General features: G+C 40.5%; 15 protein-coding genes and 3 pseudogenes. 7 read left to right on the top strand and 11 right to left on the bottom strand.

Annotated features, from left to right (window positions below; genetic code table 11):
* Window positions 1–85 precede the first annotated feature (85 nt).
* A pseudogene (locus E5329_RS24905) lies at window positions 86–247 on the bottom strand (recombinase family protein); the annotation flags it as partial.
* 327 nt (window positions 248–574) lie between these two features.
* Here E5329_RS24905 and E5329_RS24900 point away from each other — a divergent pair.
* Both E5329_RS24900 and E5329_RS31095 read left to right on the top strand, forming a co-directional pair.
* Window positions 575–1,582: a hypothetical protein gene (locus E5329_RS24900; protein ID WP_135991958.1), complete on the top strand. Its 1,008-nt coding sequence runs from the start codon at window positions 575–577 to the stop codon at window positions 1,580–1,582.
* 509 nt (window positions 1,583–2,091) lie between these two features.
* Complete coding sequence (locus tag E5329_RS31095; RefSeq protein WP_275443717.1) at window positions 2,092–3,042, top strand: AAA family ATPase; 951 nt, start codon at window positions 2,092–2,094, stop codon at window positions 3,040–3,042.
* A 74-nt stretch (window positions 3,043–3,116) separates the two neighbouring features.
* On the opposite strand, the gene E5329_RS31090 is transcribed toward E5329_RS31095, so the two are convergent.
* The 3 genes from E5329_RS31090 to E5329_RS24885 all read right to left on the bottom strand — a co-directional run bounded on the left by E5329_RS31090 (window position 3,117) and on the right by E5329_RS24885 (window position 5,150).
* Window positions 3,117–3,350, bottom strand: coding sequence for a hypothetical protein (locus E5329_RS31090; protein ID WP_275443716.1), 234 nt, complete (start codon window positions 3,348–3,350; stop codon window positions 3,117–3,119).
* Window positions 3,351–3,427: 77 nt separating this feature from the next.
* Window positions 3,428–4,024, bottom strand: a complete 597-nt coding sequence (locus E5329_RS24890; RefSeq protein ID WP_275443715.1) for a BRO-N domain-containing protein — start codon at window positions 4,022–4,024, stop codon at window positions 3,428–3,430.
* Window positions 4,025–4,376: 352 nt separating this feature from the next.
* Window positions 4,377–5,150: a hypothetical protein gene (locus tag E5329_RS24885; protein WP_135991956.1), complete on the bottom strand. Its 774-nt coding sequence runs from the start codon at window positions 5,148–5,150 to the stop codon at window positions 4,377–4,379.
* A gap of 267 nt (window positions 5,151–5,417) precedes the next feature.
* On the opposite strand from E5329_RS24885, the gene E5329_RS24880 reads away from it, so the two are divergent.
* A complete protein-coding gene (locus tag E5329_RS24880; RefSeq protein WP_135991955.1) occupies window positions 5,418–5,603 on the top strand; it encodes a transposon-encoded TnpW family protein in 186 nt (61 codons plus the stop codon).
* A gap of 53 nt (window positions 5,604–5,656) precedes the next feature.
* Window positions 5,657–6,028: a hypothetical protein gene (locus E5329_RS24875; RefSeq protein ID WP_275443714.1), complete on the top strand. Its 372-nt coding sequence runs from the start codon at window positions 5,657–5,659 to the stop codon at window positions 6,026–6,028.
* 480 nt (window positions 6,029–6,508) lie between these two features.
* Here E5329_RS24875 and E5329_RS24865 read toward each other — a convergent pair whose 3' ends face one another.
* A complete protein-coding gene (locus E5329_RS24865) occupies window positions 6,509–6,721 on the bottom strand; it encodes a hypothetical protein (protein WP_135991954.1) in 213 nt (70 codons plus the stop codon).
* Between the two features lie 124 nt (window positions 6,722–6,845).
* Between E5329_RS24865 and E5329_RS24860 the strand changes: the two genes are divergently transcribed.
* Window positions 6,846–7,187, top strand: a complete 342-nt coding sequence (locus tag E5329_RS24860; protein WP_135991953.1) for a helix-turn-helix domain-containing protein — start codon at window positions 6,846–6,848, stop codon at window positions 7,185–7,187.
* Window positions 7,188–7,491: 304 nt separating this feature from the next.
* On the opposite strand, the gene E5329_RS24855 is transcribed toward E5329_RS24860, so the two are convergent.
* The 5 genes and pseudogenes from E5329_RS24855 to E5329_RS24835 form a co-directional block, all read right to left on the bottom strand.
* Window positions 7,492–7,956 (bottom strand): cyclic nucleotide-binding domain-containing protein, encoded by a 465-nt coding sequence (locus E5329_RS24855; protein ID WP_168356762.1) that lies wholly within the window; start codon window positions 7,954–7,956, stop codon window positions 7,492–7,494.
* A 49-nt stretch (window positions 7,957–8,005) separates the two neighbouring features.
* Window positions 8,006–9,589 carry a dicarboxylate/amino acid:cation symporter gene (locus E5329_RS24850; protein WP_135991951.1) on the bottom strand — a complete coding sequence of 528 codons (1,584 nt, stop codon included), beginning with the start codon at window positions 9,587–9,589 and terminating at the stop codon, window positions 8,006–8,008.
* Between the two features lie 401 nt (window positions 9,590–9,990).
* Window positions 9,991–10,710: pseudogene (locus E5329_RS32695) on the bottom strand (amino acid ABC transporter ATP-binding protein); the annotation flags it as partial.
* 44 nt (window positions 10,711–10,754) lie between these two features.
* Complete coding sequence (locus tag E5329_RS24840; RefSeq protein WP_135991950.1) at window positions 10,755–13,007, bottom strand: ABC transporter permease subunit; 2,253 nt, start codon at window positions 13,005–13,007, stop codon at window positions 10,755–10,757.
* A gap of 407 nt (window positions 13,008–13,414) precedes the next feature.
* Window positions 13,415–14,147, bottom strand: a pseudogene (locus E5329_RS24835) (transposase); the annotation flags it as partial.
* 288 nt (window positions 14,148–14,435) lie between these two features.
* Here E5329_RS24835 and E5329_RS24825 point away from each other — a divergent pair.
* Window positions 14,436–14,789 (top strand): hypothetical protein, encoded by a 354-nt coding sequence (locus tag E5329_RS24825; RefSeq protein WP_330572338.1) that lies wholly within the window; start codon window positions 14,436–14,438, stop codon window positions 14,787–14,789.
* Between the two features lie 6 nt (window positions 14,790–14,795).
* On the opposite strand, the gene E5329_RS32690 is transcribed toward E5329_RS24825, so the two are convergent.
* Window positions 14,796–15,101, bottom strand: a complete 306-nt coding sequence (locus E5329_RS32690; RefSeq protein ID WP_135991949.1) for an SPASM domain-containing protein — start codon at window positions 15,099–15,101, stop codon at window positions 14,796–14,798.
* Between the two features lie 153 nt (window positions 15,102–15,254).
* On the opposite strand from E5329_RS32690, the gene E5329_RS30065 reads away from it, so the two are divergent.
* A complete protein-coding gene (locus tag E5329_RS30065; RefSeq protein WP_168356761.1) occupies window positions 15,255–15,410 on the top strand; it encodes a hypothetical protein in 156 nt (51 codons plus the stop codon).
* Window positions 15,411–16,076 lie beyond the last annotated feature (666 nt).

The raw sequence follows: 16,076 nt of genomic DNA, 5'->3' as shown, positions 1-16,076 counted from the left end.
ATTGCGACCATCCTTACGAATGTGGTTTTGTAGTTTTTGAGAAATAGGAACAAATACTATTTAATCATGGTGTTACTGTTTATAGCTCCGTGTAATGTACCAAATGAGAGAATCCCTGTTCTTTTGCATATTTTTCAAGTATCTTTTTCTGATTCACAATGCTGTTACTTTCCCCAGCGGATTCATCATCGCGTGAAAGCCTTTCATAGAGTGCAGTAATTTTTGTCCGTTCCGATTGTTTTTTCATAGAAAAATCCCCTTTCAACAATCGGCACATCTATGTAATCCCATTCTAACACAGATATGCCGATGCCGATACGTTATTTTGGCTTTTTGACTAGAAAAAAGACAGAGCGTGCGGTTCTGCCTGAAAGATGTTTTTTGTCCTTCATTAATAGGAGATTTTAGATGGGGAAATCGGAACTGTTTTTTAAAACATATTGCGTTCTTTTGGGATTTGGATTGTATCTGTAGAATGGATATTTTAAAATTTTTTCATACAGAATTTATTTTAACAATAGAACTGAAACTACTAAGAAGAATATTGTCAGAATGATGGAGAGAAGGGGTAATTATGGAAAAAAACAGACGTGCCAATGCTGTGATGTTTGGATTTGATTTTCAAGTAAACGCAGCAATTGTTCTAATGTTGGAAAATATAGAGGATTTAGAGTCCCTACGGTTAGAGGGAAATTTCGAGGACATTGAATTAAAACTTGAAAATAATCAGTATATACTTGCACAGGCTAAGTCGGTTGAGAAAAGCAGTAGCGATTTTAGAAATGTCCGGGCTAATTTAAAAAAATCTGTTAAAACGCTTTCTGAGGCAAGTCAAAAGGTTGATGCTCAAAAATTGATATTGATTACAAATTCGCCTAATCCCTTAAATGAGGAGGCATCCCGGAGCGTATTTTATGAGCCGACACACCGTTCGTTTTCCTCACTTCCTGATTCCTCACAGGGGATTATTAAAGACTGCCTTGATGGAATTAAACAGCCCCTTGATTTAAATAAATTTCAGATACAGATTCTTCCTTTTGAAACAGATGATGATGTTGAAAAATATAAAGTAGTCAAACAGAATGTGGATGATTTTGTCGGAAAGCTTAATCTGAACATTCCAGGTTTGGGCAAAAGGCTAATGAACATATGGCAAAATGAAATATTTCATAATGGAACCAAAAAGAATGCCGCGATAACTCGTAATAAACGTGATATTATTTGGCCAATTATTGTGATTGCGACAGATGTTGAGCGATGTGATGATTTGCTGTTGGATTATTTTGACCAAAGCCAATATGATGAAATCATACATAGGTATAAAAGCTTAATTGATTCGTGTTGCGAACGATGTGAATTTTTTATAAAAGTGCTGCACGATTATAATGAATATAAGGGGATGGGAAAATCTCTAGCTCAAAAATGCCTTGATTTTGCACTGAATAAATGGGAAGACTATCTTCCTGAACTAAAGGTTGATGCAGACCCGGAAACACAGCAAGGGCTGATTCAGATTATTCTCTATAGTATTGTGCGGAATCGTATTCAGATGCAACATATAAAGGAGGGTGTAAATTTATGATTATTAGGACTGTCTATTTGAAGGAAGGGCTTTTTGAGCGCAGAATAGACTTTTTACCTCATGTTTCATTAGTGCACAGTTGTAAAAACAGCTGTGGAAAGACTACACTGCTTAGATTTATATTACATGGACTGGGCTATAACATACCAAATACACGAAAAATTAATTTTAATAATTGTGAGGTAAGGATTTCCATAGAGTGTGAACGATATGGCTGTATTGAACTCTGCCGTTCAAATAGTATCTCCATTATTCTGGTGAAGAATGGGGTGAATCATACATATGTCCTTCCGGAACAGCAGCACGAATTGCATGAACAACTTTTTGGCGTAAATAATGCAGATATATTAAATAACCTCCTTGGAGCATTTTATGTAGATCAGGAAAAGGGATGGACGTTGTTGAACAGAGGCATAGTGATTGGCAGTATACGTTTTAATATTGAGGAATTGATCCGAGGATTGTCCGGCAGGGATTGTTCTGAGTTGATAAAAAAGGAAAACCGCCTTTTGAACGAAAGGCAGAAATATAATCAGATGTTTAGCGTGGCACTGTATAGGGAATCTATTGAAGAAGATGCAGGTTCTGTCGCCATTGATAGTTACGAAGAAGAAACGGATATTGAATTAAGTAAGTTAATTCTACGCCAACGGCGGCTCAAAGCAGAGCTGAAACGGATTGACCAGACTTTATCGGAAAATAAGCGTTTTAAACAATTTGTGGCAGATATGAAACTGCTTGTCCAAGCGCCGGATGGAACTACCTTTGCAGTAACGCAGGACAACATTGTTGGATTAAACGACAGTATTGATTTATTGACAACAAAAAGGAAAATAATATCTGGGGAATATGCATTGGTATCATCAAAAATTGGTGCTCTTGAAAAGGAGAAAGAAAGCGAATATGAGCAGCAGGCTTTCTTTCAAACTGCCAGCCAGATAGAAATTTTTGACCGCAAAATATTAAGAATTCCTCTGAATCCGCAAGCCATAAAGGCACAGCAGTCAAGGTTGGAAAAGGAATTGAAAGCTGTCCGTGACGAAATCAGCAGTATAACTAAAAATAACAACTGTGTTGTTGCATCGATTTCTGATAAAATTATTCAATATGGAACGGAATTAGGCATTGGCAATAAAGAAACTATTCCACAGAATTATCTTTTCACATCAAATTTAAAAGAATTATCGGGAGCATTGCTGCATAAAACAGCTTTTGCTTTCCGTTTGGCGTATATTGCGGAAATCGAAAAAAAGCTGAATGTTAAATTGCCAATTATTCTTGATTCGCCAAGCGGAAAAGAAGTAGACCATGACAATATCAGCCTTATGATGGAGATTCTGAAACGTGATTTTGCAGACCACCAGATAATCATTGCCTCAATTTTTGAGTATAATTTTGATGATCCGAAAAAAATTGAAATCGAAGACCGACTGATAAATGAAATGATGGAAATACAATAACACTGCCTTTGTTATGACGTTTATCTTTATAGTGACAGGAATAATCAAGGCTTTAATTTGTCTGCAAATATAAATCATGATTCTTCTTTATCTGTATCATCTAATAAACCAGGTTCATTCGCATTGGCTGGTGACAGGACGCTGTGTCCAAGCTGTCGTTCCAGTTCTTCCCTTGCATTGCCAGCAATCCTGCCGCCAGCTACAGTAACATCTTTCGTCTGGGCAAAACCTTTGGGGTTCCTGCTTTTTGACAGTTCTGTTGCTGACACTTCTGCTAAAAGATTTAGGGCAAGTTCTGTATTTGTCATGTTATCCCGCAAATTTTCTTTTCTTAATCCTTTGAGTTTTTTGTACGTCTGTACAGATTTTCCAGACCATGCCATTGTTAGAATATTGGTAAGGGCAGCATATCTTTGGAACTACTAATACCAGAGTTTTGCCATTCATCCGTTAATTCTTTTCTGATTTCAATAGAACGGAGACGTTGTGTAATCCATTTATCGGAGTACCCTTTTGATTTATATGTAGCAACCGCGCGTTGCATAGCTTTTTCGGGATAGGCAATCTCATCCAGACGTTCCGCCCCGACTTTTGCCAGCCATAGCTTAAAAGGTTCTGCTTTGGGAGATGAAATGGATTGGATAATTCGTAAAATTCCTTCCACATTGGCAGCTTGTGTTTTTCTCATTTTTCCATTAGGAGCAAGCATTTGAAGTGGGGTACAAATTGTACCCCACTTGGAGGAAAGTTCTTCGTCACGCTGGCGCATTTTTTTAATATACTGTTTGGGGTCTTTGCTGTCTGTGAGGAAACGTACGACGTCAATAATTGATAGATACCATTCTTCTTCACCAGAATGCCATACTTTTCTAATGTCATTGTCATTAAAAAATTCCAAATCTGGATTTTTTTCAATCGTCGAATTATCAATTTCTATTATTTGGGTTTTGTCCTTTTTATCATCATAAATATACATATTCATTTGCTTCTTCTCCTCGCATATACTTACTGTTTGTCGCACCCATAAAGATTCCTATATTCTGTTTTAGCTTACTGCCATCCTATTTATTAAAATCAGCCATACAATAAGATTTGAATATAAAAACTTTTTCAGTTATTCCATCATCTGTATTGAGTGATACTTGGTAACGGTATAGACCTTCTTGAACATTGTTCCATAATGTCAGGCCAGTAGCCTTGCCTGTTGCCACATTTTGTAAAAAAATGTGTTGTAGAAACCTATGAATCAATTTCTGAGGAATTATCCATTTTGAGACTTTTGAACTTGTAAGAATTCTTTACAAGTTCAAAGTTCATCCAGTTCCATCATTTCATCATTGTTCATCCGTCAAATCTTCCTTTCTGCCTTTTGCCCGGCTTTTATACACATTATACTGATTCTTGCACTGCCCACTGCAAAATATGGTATTCGGTCTGGATGCAAGGAATACCTTGCCACAGTGCTTACAGACTTTCAAAGAAGAATTCTCATCCGTCAGCATGAAACTGAACATCATCTGTATTGCCAGTAACAGCGAATGAAAATCCCATACGATTGTTGGTTTTTCAAGCAATTCTATGTGATAAGTTGGCGCAATGCCGCCAAATGCCGCCATGCCCTGACGGTATAAATCTTTTTGCATATCGTCAAGTTTGTCCATATCCTGATAGTATAGGAAAGCAGACACAAAGGTAAATGCCCAGTCGGTGAATTCTTTTAACAGCCATTCATAGGATTCCGCATATTCCCTCTGGAAACTCATGGTTACTGCCTGCGGCTGGCTGCCCATAGCCATTGTCAGTGCAATCATTGACGTGTCGCTGACGTTCCAGCGGGATTCCACGCCGCGCTTTACGAAATCAAGCTCATCAAAGGGAAAGAAGTAAGACAGGTATTCTTCCGTCGCCATGTTTTCCTGCCTGATGAAATGGTTCTTTGGGAAATATACCGCCTCATAAGTAATAAACTCTGGTGTGGTGGGAAGTGCTGTCATAAATCCAAGAAGTCCTTCCTGTATAGCGGAGCGTTCCATTTCCAGTGCGTCTAAAAGTTCATTATCAAAATCGTTATCGTCCGTTTCTGAAAACGATACTATTTCCTTTTGCATTATGGAGTCACCGCCTTTTTATCTGTATATTCAAAATATTTTTCCATCTTTTTTCAAAACAGTTCCGATTTATTATGTCCATTTCTCCTATTAGTGACAGGGAGTAATTGATTTAATGATAAAACAATTACAAAAAGTTGGGAAGGAGTGTTAGGATATGCCATGCACAAAATTGTAAATGATAACGTTTGTCTTTACAGCAGGCCGCCGCCTCATAAACATTATACAAAACGAATGTTCTGAAATCAATGGGAGGATTTTATTTTTATGGGAGACAGCAGGGAAGAAACAAAAAATAGCAGTTTTACAAAACGCATAGGGACAACCACTTATGTGGTGAATGTGCATTTTTCAGAAACAGATTCTGCCACAGTGGAGGATAGATTACTGCACCTTATCAGGAATGATGTATGTATAAATGGTTTGCCTGTGGTGGCAGAAGAATCATTTTGATTTGCAGTATGTTAATTTGGTTTTCGGCAGGTATCGGAGAAAAGGAGGCATTTATGGCAAAACAAAGAAAGACACTGGATGAGCGTATTCAGAATTGTACCATGAAAGAGGAAGAAATGTTAGAGAAATTGAAACAGTATCAGGCACAGCGTAAGCAGTTGGAACGGCGGAAGAAAGAGGAGGGTGCACGATGTCCGGTGGACATTGGTTCTGCACGGACCGAAACGAAGTGGAGACCGGAAAATCCGCACCCACCGTTTAATCCAGATTGGCGGTGCGGTGGAATCTTTGCTAGGCAGGACTGTCATGGAGGAGGATATTCCAAAGCTGGTTGCATTCTTAAAAAAGCAGGAGGCAAACGGCAGGTATTTTTCCAAAGCCATGCAGCATTCTACTGTGCCGAAGACATCAGAGGGGGCAGATGAGGGGGACGGCACTTTGCCATTCCCTTTGTAGGGAAACGAAAAAGGGCGCACTTATAGACAGGCAGAGCCTGTCTATCCCACTGCGTGGACGCGCGCTCTGCGAGGCTTGGGCTGAGTACTGTTTGCAGTTTTTGCCAGGAACCAGCCCCATATTCTGGCAGATATATTTTATTTGCCCATGTCTGCAAAGACAGCTTACGGAAAGGAGAGTGGTGTTTCTGGCGATTTATCATTGTTCGGTCAAGATAATTGGGCGGAGCAAAGGGAAATCTGTCATTGCGGCTGCTGCGTACCGCGCCGGGGAGAAACTTTGTGACAGATTGGATTCCTGTTCGATGCAGGATATGCATATAATAAAGGATGTAGTAAAAGCAGTCAAAGTATCTCTGAATAAATACCGGGACTCATATTGAAATATAAACAATTAAGGGATATTCCTAAAACAGTGTATAGGAACATCCATTTTTCTTATCCAGATTTTCAGCATAATTCTTTTAGCATATCAGCTTTTTTGACAACTTCGGATTGATATTTTCTGTATTCATCTTCGGTAATAATCCCTAAACTAAACAATTTTAATAAAGCGATTTCAATGTATACAGAAAGCGGGTTTTCCCTATACCATTGTAATAGTATTTTTTCATCGCCTTTCAATTCTTCATATAACAGGCATTCGGTTTCATTTTTTTCCATATCGCTCATCCCCTTTTTGAAACTTGAATTATATAGATATATTTTAGCCTTTAAAGTTTATGTAATAATATCATATTTGCCTATACAATTCAAGTAGAATTAAATTATATAGGCGGTGAAATTTATGGATTATTATAAAATAGGGCAACGCATCAGAAAATTTAGGAAAGCATATCGTTTATCGCAGGAACAATTAGCAGAAAAAGTAGGAATATCGACAACGCATATGAGCCATATTGAAACAGGGAACACAAAATTGAGCCTGCCGCTTTTTGTGAAACTTGCAAATGTCTTATCTATACAGACAGATGAACTACTCCACGATACCCCTCAAAAGAACAAAACAGCTATAAAAGGGGAATTGGAAGAAATACTGGATTCCTGTTCAATGCAGGATATACAGATAATAGAGGATGTAGTAAAGGCAGTCAAAGTATCTCTGGATAAATACCGAGAACCAGACTAAAAAGTAAGCAATCAAATTATTAGAAAAATGTATTGGAACAATCTTTTTAATTCTGAATTGTCAGGGAATGCACGTTATTCCGTACCCGTTGCTCGCTTTGTGGCTTTTTGAAAATTATTTAGATAAAAATTGTAGAACTTAAAAAGAACGATTCTGGAATGTATGTGCCAGAATCGTTCTTTTTGGGTATTCCATAGATATGCCGATTTCTAAAATTTTTGTCATTTTGTCCTATAAATACCCTTTAGAAAGAAATACTCACACCGCATCTATATCATGATTTGTCAGGTTGTAATCCTGCATTTTAAACTCCTAAAAGATTAAATCCGTTCATGCGGTACTGTCTGATCTTGTCTTTCATCTCTTCTGTTCTTCTCTTATTGATATCCCGCTTTTCATAAATATCGTCCAGCAGTAGATCGATATTTTTCTGCATCAGCATATTAGTATGTACCATATTCTGCATGATATCAATTGCATTTCTGGGATTTCTTCTGATAAATTCTTCCAGAGAATCCTTTGTAATACGCATCAGACACACATCTCCATAGGCAACAACCGTATAAATACTTGGCTGGCTGGAAAACACATTGGTTTCGCCGAAACACTTGGACTTGGAATAAATCCCAATCAAGTGTTCCTCCTTTTCCCCATATCGGATATAAACTGCTACAGAACCGGATATAATTTTGTACATTTCCTCATAAGTTCCGCCTTCTTTCAAAATAATATCGTCCGCATGAAATTCCAGCATTGATGCATTTTCCATTTTTCTCCATCCCTTTCTTTTGCTGACAGTTTGGGTTCTTTCAGCTATTTCATACATTTTTCTTCTCTCTCAGTTTTCTCACATCCAGCATATCAAGACCGGCAGCCAGTTCCACAAGTTCCGCTTGGAGACAGAACAAGTTCACCGCTGTAGTAATAAATTCCAGTATTACATTGAGAGCAATCGTGACCGCTACAGCCTCCGTGGGAATCTTAAGCTGGACAAACAAAATCGTATAACAGGTCAGCGCACCGCCGGGGATAGGAGGCGCCGCCACCGCAAGCACAATAGCAATGAAACCGGCAGTAGCCAGCCACGCCGGAGAAATCGTCACGCCATAAATTTCAGCCATACAAAATCCCACCGCTAGAAACATAACGGAAACCCCCGGCATAAAGATAACCTGCCCTAAAGGGATACCAAAATTAACTATCCTTCTGTCAATCCCAAGGTCTTTTTCACAGCACTCCATATTCACCCCAAATGCGGCAGAAGAAGATGCCGTAGTTAATGCAATCAGAAAAGTGGGCATCATCTTTTTCAGCAATACCCTAAGCTGCACCTTCCTCCTTGTGCATACTAGCACAAGATACACTGCCAGAAGAATAGCATCTCCCATAAGCATTACCAGAACCACCTTATATGCAGGAAGAAATACCGAAAAGTTGTTACCTAGTATCATATTTAAAATACTGCCGAACACAAACACGGGAACAAAAGAACTGACTGCCTCCATAATAAGCTGTATAATATAATTGGACTGTTCCACAAAGGCCGCGGCAATCGTAGCTTTGTTTCCCAGAATCAGCATTGCGATTCCGATTAAAACTGCCACAAAAATAATCTGCATAGGATTCCCTTCTGTAAAGGGCGTAAAAAAGTTGCCTGGTACAATATCCAGAACCATTTGAAACAATTCAGAAAAATCAAACTTCCCCCCGTCTCCGGTTTTAAGGGAAAAAAACGGCATGGCCACCACACATACGGGCAGTGTCAGAAGAATCGTCATCAGCATAAAGCGTCCAACCATCCTCTTTCCGATTCTGCCCATAGCAGCCATATCCCCAATGCTGTATATTCCCCATACAATTGAAAGAAACACCATAGGACCTGCAATGGCTGATAAAAGTCCCATAAAACGGTTAAATACCGGGCTGATAAGCTCATTTGCAAGAAAAGTCCTGACACTCTCTGGCAGGAAACTACACACACCGCCGCACAAAAAAGCCAGTATTACGAACAGCGCCAGTGAAGCCATCTGAGAACGTTTCTTCTTTTTGGGAGTAAATAAAATGAGATTCTCTCCATTTTTGTACTGCCACGCGGGTGCAACCCCCATATTGGCAAGCAGTCCCCGCAGTACCTGGCTCTGTTCTTCCTCCTCTGCATCAAAAGGATCAACCCTTTCCCCTGGCAGGAAAAGTTCCAGACGGATACGCTTAAGACGTTTGATATATTTTTGTGCAAATACTGCCTCCACACCGAAAGCCTCCTGGTACTTTAACAGCGTTTCCTCCACTGCAAGCCGGATTTGGATAATATTTCTGGCATCAACGCCCCATTCTCCAAACGTCTTTTCTGCAAGACTGCTTGCCTGCGCAATATTTTCATTATTTAATTTCATCTTTTCCATAATTTTTTCTTTTATTTTTTAATCTATATATTTATAATAAATTGATTCATTCCATCCGCAAACTTATGCTCCATCTCTTTGGACATTCCTTTTATCATCCTGCCGGATAAATCTTCTTCGTCCCCAAAAGGATGAAAGGAAGGTCCATGATAGGAAAATCGCATCTGCGCCAGATTGTCCCTCTCGCTGTATTCCACATCCAGAGAAATATCCCTTTTCTCCGCTTCCCCTGCCGCAGGCAGAAGTTTTTGCATCAGCGCTTCCTCCACAACAAGCTGCATGGCGTAAATCTGTCTCTGTGAAAACTGCTGCTTACGCCCGAACTCCTCAAGACGTGTCATAAAGGCCGGAAAATCAAAGTCACGTGAGATTTTTTCCACATGGAGCACCTTAAGCTGCCGGATAAATATCCGGGTTCTCTCCCTCTTTGGATTCTCAAAAATCTGTTCCGGCGTTCCGTCCTCATAGATTTCGCCCTGATCCATATAAAATATCCTGGTGGATACATCCCGGGCAAACTTCATTTCATGCGTCACGATCATCATGGTCATTCCCTGCCCTGCCAGCCCACGGATAACCGAAAGAACTTCCCCCACCATAGTAGGATCCAGGGCGGAAGTCGGCTCGTCAAAAAGAATAATTTCCGGCTCCATAGCCACCGTCCTTGCAATAGCCGCACGCTGCTTCTGTCCCCCCGAGAGTTCATCCGGATAAGAAAAAGCCTTGTCTGCAAGCCCTATGTTACGCAGCAGTTCCATCCCTCTATCGTAGGCCTCCTGCCGGCTTCTGCCAAGAAGATCGACCTGCCCCATCATGATATTTTCTATAATCGTCTTGTGTGCAAACAGGTTGAAGGACTGAAATACCATTCCCATCTTCTGCCTCACCAGATTTACCTTACATTTCTTGTCCGTTGTTACCACACCGTCTACCACAATCTCGCCTTTTGTAGGTGTCTCCAGAAGATTAATACATCGAAGCAGGGTTGACTTTCCTGTGCCTGACGGACCTATAATGGAAATCACCTCTCCTTTTTTAATCTCCACGCTTACATCCTTCAAAGGGGTTACGTTTAAATATTCCTTACACAGATGCCGAATCGATATTATGCTCGTGTTCATACTTCCCCCGGCACGAACGTCCCGGTTTTTATGCTTTTCTGTCTTCACATGCACACCCCCTTTAAACTGCGTTTCTTCCGTTTCGGTGCAACTTTCCTCTCTGCAAATGAGAGAGCTGCCGTCATCATATTGGCAATAACAAAATAAATTACTGCTGTCATTATCAGTGGAAAGAACGCCTCCATAGTACGTGAGCGTATAATGTCAGATACTTTGGTCAGATCCTGTACAGCAATATATCCTACTACTGAAGTCATTTTTACCATGGAAATAAATTCGCCTTTCAACACAGGAATAAAATTTCTGGCCGCCTGGGGCAATACAATCTTAAAAAATGTCTGACCTTTCGTATAGCCCATAGCAAGGGCTGCCTCTCTTTGCCCCTTATCCACAGTTTCTATTCCTGTCCGCATCATCTCTGATGAATATGCCGCAAAATTAATGGAAAATCCAATAATTGCAACCAGAATTTCAGAAATATCCACCGAACCAAAAATTCCATAGTACAAAATCATCAGAAAGACTACAATAGGGGTTCCCTGAATCACACGAACAAAGACCGCCCCCAACCACTGAGTTGGCTTACAACTGATCCGGCGCAGCATACATATCCCAAAGCCAAGGCACAGACCAAAAAATCCTGAAAAGACAGAAATCAGTATGGTGACGCCAAGCCCCCGCAAAATCAGCCGCCAGCGCCCCTCCACTACAAAAGTGCTTTGGAAGCTGTCCTCAAGATTTGCCCAGAAACCTTTTCCCTGCAATTCCCCATCCAAATCACGCACCAGAAGCACCATAGCTGAGTCATAATGAGTATCTGCAAAGTCTACCCGCTTCGCTCTTTCTTCCGTGATGGAAAGGCTTCCGCTGACCACATCCGCCTTCCCGCTTTCAAGGGCGGTTATCAGCGAAGCAAATTCACATGTTGTCATCTCCACCTTCATATCCAGTTCACGTGCAATCAGAAGCAGCAGATCTATCTCAAGTCCTAAAGGTTCGCCGCTGCTTCCAAGATAAGTCATAGGCTCATGGGCGCCATCATAGTAGTACCGGATGGTTCCCTTATCCCCCGGCCAGTCCTGCTCCATTAATACCTTTATGCTCTCATCCGCCCCAAGCCATTTTTCCTTTAAGGATGCGATTGTTCCGTCCTCTTTAAACTTTGCAATAACTTCATTAAACTGTTCCCGCAGAGGACTTCCCTTGGGAAGAGCATATCCATATTTATCCCGCACGACAGGTTCTTCAAAAATTTTCAGTCCTTCATTTTTTGCTGCCGCAAGCTGTGCCAGCGGTTCATCCAACGCCCCCGCATCCACACGATCTGCTTTAAGAGCCGCAACAATATCGGGAACAGAATTGTAGTAAGAAAAGTCTTTTGCATCCGCAATTACTTCCTGTAAAAGTTTATCGTAAACCCCTCCGCTTAATGCTGCAAACCTTGCTCCGGCAAAATCCGAAAGTGTCTCGTATTTTTTCTCCGTGCTGTCTTTCTGTTTTGACCTTACCATAACGGCAGTCACCGAAGGATAAACACAATCGGAAAATTCAATATGCCTGCGCCTTTCCTCGGTGGCATTTAGATTCGCCATAATACAATCAATGTCACCGGCCTGGGCCGCGGCAATAATTCCGTCATAGTCGTAAATCTTAATTTCCACTTCAGCATTCAGCCACGCTCCAAAACGGTAAATCAGCTCCACATCATATCCGGTAAGAGTCGTCCCCTCATAGTAGCTGAAAGGCTGAACCATCCCTGTGGTTCCCACCTTAAGCTTACAGTCCGGCGTCTGTGGCGCCTGTATTTCCGGCATGGTTCTCTCCGCCCTGCTTACCCAGCGGTCATACATATCATCCAGCGTCCCCTCGGCTCTTGCTTCCGACAGAAACTGGTTCACTTTATCCTTTAAATTGTCAACCTGGCTTTTGGGTGAAATCCCCACAGCCACATCCATACTTTCTCCCAGGTTTTCCTCTAAAATCTCCACATTCTCAAGACCGCTGGCAATAGCAAATTCCATCATTACCCGATCATAAACAAACCCGTCCAGTTTTCCCTGAGAAATGGCGAGATACCCCGAAGAGTTGCCGGAAAATGTTTTATGCTCCGCCTCCGGCAGATATTTTTCCGCCATATACATGCCTGCCCCACCTTCCGGAACACCAATCGTATAGGCCGGATTGTTAAGCTGTTCGATCAAAGTGATTTTTTCATTTTCTTTCCTTCCACATCCCCCAAGGCAAAGTATCGCTGAAAGGGCAAGTGTTAAAAGCGCCATTCTTTTTTGTAAAACCATTTTTACTCACCTTTCGTCTGACATAATCCCTCTGTCCCGGCACAGAGTTTTTTAATTATAGCAGATAAGAATTTTGTTTTGGTGGGTATGGGATGATTTGTATTTTTGGGGTATAATTTGTTATATATTCTTCTTAAAATAGAATCAAGAGCTCGATTGCAAGCCGATCTTCCCGTTTTGTAAACGAGTTTCACATTTTGAAAGCGACCTTCTAAATTTGAATCCGAAATTCCACTTTTGTATCGACTTTCCCTTTTTTTCTGTGAATCTGTGGTATAATGTTCCCACAGCAGGATAAAAATGCGTACAAAAACCGGACGTCAGTTTTGTCTTACAAATTTTGTAAGCCGAAATTCACGCCTGATATGGTCCTTATTTTCAGCCGGCGGTCTGTGCTTATTTTCCTGTTACTTTTTCAGAAGTCCTGGCATGAGGTTGATGCTGTTGGCGGCAACCTCGTAACATCCAAGCCTCTGCGCCAGTTCTTCCCCGTAATAAAAACAGAACGCTTCATGCGGGCTTTTCCCGTTCAGTTTCTTTCTACGGTACGAATTGATATGATCCATCATCAGGTCGATATCTGCCTGCTCCAGTTCATCAAAGCTCTTTCCCTTCGGCGCCACCCTGCGGTTGAATTCATTCCCCACTTCGATCTTCGCCTTCTGGTATGGTGCGCTGGGATTGCAGTAATAAATCCTTGTCCCCTGGAAACCCTTCCCGTCCGGTCCGTTCTCGATACACTTCGGGTTGGAAAACTCACTTCCGTTATCCCTAAGGATTACCGGGAACAGCTTCCGGAAATCCTGTCCCCCAAGCCGCCGGTACAGTCCATCATAAATATCAATCACTGACTTTGATGTGTTCGCATCACGCAGGAATCCCAGCATCAGCGATACGTTCACAAAGTAGATTGTCAGCAGCGCTTTCCCTCCTTTGCTCCCAATCACGAAACCCATCTGCACCATCGCCGTATCCGGATATTTTTCCATGTACACTTCGTAATCATGATAGTTCCTTCCTGCGCGGCATCCCCTGTCCACTTTCAGTTCCGGCTTCTTATACCAAGGGCGGTACTTTACCTTTCTTGGCAGGTACTATGTTCCTGATGTCGAAAAGACAGCCGTCTATGCCTTCAAAGATATTCACTCCACATTATTGTGTCTGTTGTCTTAAACACAATTTTTAGTTTTCTCCTTATCTGGGTTCACTCATATATTATCTCCTTTATCAGCCTGCAAAGATATAGTATATCTATATTCACTACGTATTATCTGCCCCCTGGGGGAAAGCAGCCTATCAGTTTGAGTTGAAGTTAAAACCGGAAAAACCTATTGTCAGCGAAATCCCTGGGCATACTCTGCCCTTACAGCATACTTCACCTGATTTCTCGGAAATTCCTGAAATGTTTCTGAAAGAGGGAAATGTATAATGGCAAAGAAAAATTATCGTTCAATTTCCGCAGACGTGGAAAATAATCCTTTGTATCACGATACCTATAAACTGCTCCGTTGCTATCGGGATTCCACCTATAGCCTGAAGGTCGCAGTTCATCAGGTAGAAATTCAATTTCAACTGAAATACCAAACCAGTGTAGATGAATTTTTGGACTCTATTTATGCTGCAGGAGCAGATCTGGGCAACAGTCAAATTGAAGAATGGGCAAAAAGTATCGCTCGAAGCAATAAGATGTTCAAGCTACTTCTTTCTTCTGTAGATTTGCTCCGGAAAAATCATAAACATGGAGAAGAATATTACTGCAAGTTTTATGTATCGGTTTCTTGATTCTATTTACAAATTCAAAAACCCAGTATTTTTTTCCATAATCTCAGTAATATTATCTGTTCTTATATTACCCAGTTGAAATTCTTCAATGTGTAAGGAAGGACACAAATATACGTTACCATTACTATCAATACTAATCTGGTTGCAATTAACACCGCATGATGTTTTTCTTCCTTTTGAGTATACTTGATTACATAAATCATTCGAAACATCTATATTAAATATAAATTCCTTATTTTGTTTATAATAGTTAATATAGGTATTTCGCAAAAAATCATATCCTCTATCTACCCATTTATAAAACTGCTCCATATTTAATTTATTTTCAAAAGTTTTGGCTCGACCAAAAGAGAAGCGAAATCATTATTAGATGACTGGAAGATAAAAGTCGCAATACAAGACGCAATCACTTCAAACATCAAAGTACGGGATTATGCGAACAAATACTTATTCCGCAAAAGCCTCATGGTTGAAGCTGGAAAATTTAAACAAACCAGCCTGGAACGATTAGAAAAAACATACGAAAATCATTTAAAAGATACAGATGCTTTTAGCAAAACATTTTCTAATCTGACTGCTGATGATATTACAGCAACGATTAATGCCAAAAAACTTTGCTGATATATTAAATCGGATGATAATGCCGGAAGAATCCGTTCTTTCTGTAGAAACGAAGGAAATCTCAATTATCCCACCAGAACATGAGCAGATCATAAAAGAAATTGCAATGGAACCCAGCCAAATAAAAATGAACGCTATTTGTATAGATTTGGACCTGCCATTTTCTTCCTTTTAAACACAGGTTTACGTGGTGGTGAATTGCTTGCATTAGGTCAATCTTCTATCGTGCCCTTTTTAGGCAGACATGGCATTAAAATCACACATACGCTTAGCAGAGTTAAAAACAGAGAGGCCGGCTCAAAAAAACGAACTAAAATGATTTTGCCTCCTCCAAAATACCCAAATAGTTTATGAACCATTCCATAAAACAAGGAATCTGCTGAAATCATTGGCGATAACTATGAGGTGTTCATGCGTACTTATGTTCATACAGACAGTGAACGTAAGGTAAGTTTAATTGATGCTATGATTGCATAAATCTCCCGCTTAACAGAGGAAATGGTTGTCTATAGTATGATGGCACAGACTGTAACAACGAAAATTCTGCCACCTTATTTTTTAGCCAGAATTATAGGATTTCAAAAAAAAGCCTCGAAAACCTTGATTTTCCGCAATGTCATTAACTTAAGGAATCTTTTACATTTGAATTGTAAAAGGTTCCTTTTT

This window comes from Petralouisia muris, from assembly GCF_004793545.1.
GTDB lineage: Bacteria > Bacillota > Clostridia > Lachnospirales > Lachnospiraceae > Petralouisia > Petralouisia muris.
This window is presented reverse-complemented; position numbering and strand designations above follow the sequence as displayed.

Bases quoted from the DNA above. Each gene is read 5' to 3' on its own strand.
- E5329_RS24875 (WP_275443714.1), top strand. From the start codon at position 5,657: ATGGCAAAACAAAGAAAGACACTGGATGAGCGTATTCAGAATTGTACC.
- E5329_RS24865 (WP_135991954.1), bottom strand. From the start codon at position 6,721: ATGGAAAAAAATGAAACCGAATGCCTGTTATATGAAGAATTGAAAGGC.
- E5329_RS24900 (WP_135991958.1), top strand. From the start codon at position 575: ATGGAAAAAAACAGACGTGCCAATGCTGTGATGTTTGGATTTGATTTT.
- E5329_RS24885 (WP_135991956.1), bottom strand. From the start codon at position 5,150: ATGCAAAAGGAAATAGTATCGTTTTCAGAAACGGACGATAACGATTTT.
- E5329_RS24825 (WP_330572338.1), top strand. From the start codon at position 14,436: ATGGCAAAGAAAAATTATCGTTCAATTTCCGCAGACGTGGAAAATAAT.
- E5329_RS24880 (WP_135991955.1), top strand. From the start codon at position 5,418: ATGGGAGACAGCAGGGAAGAAACAAAAAATAGCAGTTTTACAAAACGC.
- E5329_RS24850 (WP_135991951.1), bottom strand. From the start codon at position 9,589: ATGGAAAAGATGAAATTAAATAATGAAAATATTGCGCAGGCAAGCAGT.
- E5329_RS32690 (WP_135991949.1), bottom strand. From the start codon at position 15,101: ATGGAGCAGTTTTATAAATGGGTAGATAGAGGATATGATTTTTTGCGA.
- E5329_RS30065 (WP_168356761.1), top strand. From the start codon at position 15,255: ATGGTTGAAGCTGGAAAATTTAAACAAACCAGCCTGGAACGATTAGAA.
- E5329_RS24860 (WP_135991953.1), top strand. From the start codon at position 6,846: ATGGATTATTATAAAATAGGGCAACGCATCAGAAAATTTAGGAAAGCA.
- E5329_RS24840 (WP_135991950.1), bottom strand. From the start codon at position 13,007: ATGGTTTTACAAAAAAGAATGGCGCTTTTAACACTTGCCCTTTCAGCG.
- E5329_RS24890 (WP_275443715.1), bottom strand. From the start codon at position 4,024: ATGAATATGTATATTTATGATGATAAAAAGGACAAAACCCAAATAATA.
- E5329_RS24855 (WP_168356762.1), bottom strand. From the start codon at position 7,956: ATGGAAAATGCATCAATGCTGGAATTTCATGCGGACGATATTATTTTG.
- E5329_RS31090 (WP_275443716.1), bottom strand. From the start codon at position 3,350: ATGACAAATACAGAACTTGCCCTAAATCTTTTAGCAGAAGTGTCAGCA.